The following is a 3,304-nucleotide window of genomic DNA, read 5'->3' on the forward strand; positions in this document are numbered from 1 at the left end:
ACGGAGGTGTCGATCGCGAAGCTGTGAGCCCGCTCAAGTCCTCGAAAGCGTCGCCGATTGCTTTCGCGGGCTTGAGCATCTACCATCTGCATTCATTCGAGCACCCGCGGGTGCTCGAATCGCGTCTGAAGCTCGGCGAATCGATCTGGGCACAGGCGTGGAGACTCATCCAGGGAGTGGAAGCAATGCACCAGACAACGCGTGGCGAATGCCACCGAATGCACGAGCGCTTGTCGTCGGTCACGACGCAACGCACGCCGGCCCCATCCGCGCGCTTTCGTGCGCTTTCGTGCGATCCGGCCTCGTTGCGCCGATCACCCGTTCTGCCGCCGCTGTAGCGCGCTGACCGTTTCCACGCCATCCACCGCCGCCGAAGCCGGCAGCTGAGCTGTCGCCGGCCCAGCGCGCGAGCGGCTTCGCCTCCCACGTGTCCGTTCCCGGTACCCGGGGCACCGTCGCGCGCGCAGCCGCGCCTTGTCGCCGGCCGCACCTTTCACCTTCCGATCGAAAGCGAACCTATGGTCCTTGCCTGATCCGCACCACAGCCAAATCACGAGGGAGAAACAAGAATGAGCAACACACAAGACCAGGAACTGAAGCAGGGACTCAATCGCCGCCACATTCTCTTCATCGCATTGGGTTCTGCGATCGGCACCGGGCTTTTCTATGGCTCGGCCAAGGCCATACAGCTGGCTGGCCCGTCGGTGATCTTCGCCTATTTGCTGGCCGGTGCCGCAGTCTTCATCGTGATGCGGGCCTTGGGGGAAATGATCCTCCACCAGCCGCTTCCCGGTTCCTTCGGCGGCTATGCCAGCCACTACCTGAGCCCGCTGGCGGGCTTCCTCACCGGCTGGACCTACATCATCGAGATGGTCCTGGTCTGCATCGCGGATGTGATCGCCTTCTCGATCTACATGGGGCTCTGGTTCCCCGATGTGCCGCCCTGGATTTGGTCGCTCGGCATCACGCTGATCATTGCCGAACTGAACCTGTGCGCGGTCAGGATGTTCGGCGAGATGGAGTTCTGGCTGTCGCTGATCAAGGTGGTCGCGATCTGCGCGATGATCGCCGGCGGCGCCTGGATCATCTTCTTCGGCTACACGTCGACCCATTCCGACGGCACCGTGGTGCGGAACGCGGCCTCGGGCATCGCCAACCTCTGGTCGCATGGCGGCTGGTTTCCCAATGGCGTGCTCGGATTCGTGTCGGCGTTCGCGGTCGTGATGTTCGCCTTCGGCGGCATCGAGATCATCGGCCTGACTGCCGCCGAGGCGCAGGATCCCGAAAGAAGCCTGCCGCGGGCGATCAATAGCGTGCCCGCGCGGATCCTGGTCTTCTACGTGGGCACGATGTTCGTGCTGATGTCGATCTATCCATGGAACGAGATCACCGGCGCCAGCAGTCCGCTGGTTCAGATCTTCGGCAGCATCGGGATCACGTCGGCCGCCCATATCCTGAACGTGGTCGTGATCACCGCCGCGGTCTCCGCGATCAACAGCGACCTGTTCGGGGCCGCGCGCATGATGTATGGCCTCGCCAGGCACAAGCATGCGCCCGACGCGCTCGGCACGGTGTCGCGGGCCGGCGTGCCTGTGATTCCGGTGATCGTGATGCTCGCCGCCATGCTGACCGGCGTGGTGCTGCACATGATCTACCCGGAAGGCCTGTTCTTCATCGTGGCGGCCATGGCGACGTTCGCCACGGTCTGGGTCTGGCTGATGATCCTGCTGTCGCACTGGTGCATGCGGCGGAAGATGCCGCGGGAAGTGGCTGGGGCGCTGCGGTTTCCGGTGCCCTGGTGGCCGGTCGCGCCGGCGGCCGCGATCGGCTTCCTGGTCTTCACCATCGTCCTGCTCGGTGTCAACGAGGCCTCCCGGCCCGCCCTGTACGGTGGCGTGATCTGGATCGTCGGCCTGTCGATCGTCTACTTGAAGATCGTGAAGGGCCGCGAGATCCCGCTCACCATGCTGGCGGAAGTCGACGGGAGCAAGTTGAGAAAGCAGTTCTGAGCGGCCAAGACCCGCAGTTCGTGGGGTCTTGCGCGATGATGCATCGTCGATGCCCCCACGATTGAAGGAGTCTGCATGCCCTTGTTCGATATCGGCGAGATCGTCGGCGCGCTGCGCGATGCGCGCGACGAGTGGCGCGATGCGCAGCGGCGCTCGCGCGAGCCCGGCGGCCGCGAGTTTCCCTCCCGCGAGGCGCTGGCCGGGATCGTCGAGTCGCTCAAGGGCGCGCTGTTCCCGATGCGGCTCGGCCCGCCCGAACTGCGCCACGAGAGCGAGGATTTCTACGTCGGCTACACACTCGACGCGGCGCTCAATTCACTGCTGAACCAGGCGCGGCTCGAACTGCGCTACATGGCGCGCCACGCGCCGGGCGGTGGCGACGAGATCGACGCTCGAGCCACCGACGCGGTGCGCAAGTTCGCGGCGGCGCTGCCATCGATCCGGCGCCTGCTCGACGGCGACGTGCTCGCCGCCTTCCAGGGCGATCCTGCGGCCCGCAGCGTCGACGAGGTGCTGCTCTGCTACCCGGGCGTGCTGGCGATGATCCACCACCGCCTCGCGCACCAGCTCTATGGCCTGGGCCTGCCGCTGCTCGCGCGCATCGCGGCCGAACTCGCGCACAGCCAGACCGGCATCGACATCCATCCGGGCGCCAGCATCGACGCCGGCTTCTTCATCGACCACGGGACGGGCGTCGTGATCGGCGAGACCGCCGTGATCGGCAAGCGGGTGCGCATCTACCAGGCCGTCACGCTCGGCGCCAAGCGCTTCCCGACCGACGTCGAAGGCCATCTGCAGAAGGGACTGCCGCGCCATCCGGTGGTGGAAGACGACGTCGTGATCTATGCCGGCGCGACCATCCTCGGCCGCGTCACGCTGGGCAAGGGCGCGACCATCGGCGGCAACGTCTGGATCACCGATGACGTGCCGCCCGGGGCCAGCGTGTCGCAGGCCAGCCTGCAGAACGCGCCGCAGCGGCGCCGGCCCTGAGCTATCGTCCCATTCCCTCAACCCGTTCTCAAGGAGTCTTCATGAGCCAGAAAAAAATTGCCGTCGTCATCGGCAGCCTGCGCAAGGATTCGCTGAACCGCAAGCTCGCGCTCGCCATTGCGCATCTTGCGCCCGAGGATTTCACCTTCGAGCATGTACGCATCGACGACCTGCCGCTGTACAACCAGGACGAAGACGGCAACCAGGCGCCTGCGGTCAAGCGACTGAAGACCGAGGTCGCCGCGGCGGACGGCCTGCTGTTCGTCACGCCCGAATACAACCGCTCGGTTCCGGGCGTCCTCAAG

General features: G+C 65.7%; 4 protein-coding genes. All 4 read left to right on the top strand.

Features of this window, described 5'->3' with window-relative positions; all coding sequences use genetic code 11:
• The coding region (locus AC1D2K_RS32360) for a hypothetical protein (protein WP_478094236.1) at positions 1–338 on the top strand (338 nt) is incomplete at its 5' end.
• A 231-nt stretch (positions 339–569) separates the two neighbouring features.
• A complete protein-coding gene (locus AC1D2K_RS32365; RefSeq protein WP_478094238.1) occupies positions 570–2,009 on the top strand; it encodes an amino acid permease in 1,440 nt (479 codons plus the stop codon).
• Between the two features lie 75 nt (positions 2,010–2,084).
• On the top strand, positions 2,085–2,999 hold the full coding sequence (gene epsC / locus AC1D2K_RS32370) for a serine O-acetyltransferase EpsC (RefSeq protein WP_478094240.1): 915 nt from the start codon (positions 2,085–2,087) through the stop codon (positions 2,997–2,999).
• Between the two features lie 41 nt (positions 3,000–3,040).
• The coding region (locus tag AC1D2K_RS32375; protein ID WP_478094242.1) for an NADPH-dependent FMN reductase at positions 3,041–3,304 on the top strand (264 nt) is incomplete at its 3' end.

This window comes from Variovorax sp. P1_H12_2, assembly GCF_056405335.1.